Raw genomic sequence first — 272 nt, forward strand, 5'->3', positions numbered from 1 at the left:
CCAGCCCGCGCAGAAAACCCATCATGTCAAAGCGCATTCCTTCTGCAGTTAACCAGCGCAATCCTCGCCAGTGAACCCGGACGATATAATCAGCTTCTCCAAAAGCAAGTGAGCGGATACATTCGGGACGCGAACCGAATCCCCGGTCAGCAATGCGTATCTCCTCTGCCGTTTGCGCAAATCGGTCCAGCCGTTCAGCGTCTCTGCTGTCGGTTAGCTCAAAATCAGTGAACTGACAGGTATGAGGATCATATCCCATATGTAGTCGCCAT

General features: G+C 52.6%; 1 protein-coding gene. It reads right to left on the reverse strand.

Translation table 11 applies throughout. The annotated features are described in order from the left end of the window. A partial coding sequence (locus R2R70_RS20350) for a transposase (RefSeq protein ID WP_410978953.1) occupies nucleotides 1–272 on the reverse strand: 272 nt, incomplete at both ends.

Source organism: Cobetia sp. SIMBA_158 (assembly GCF_046566945.1).
In the GTDB taxonomy this organism is placed as follows: Bacteria; Pseudomonadota; Gammaproteobacteria; order Pseudomonadales; family Halomonadaceae; genus Cobetia; species Cobetia amphilecti.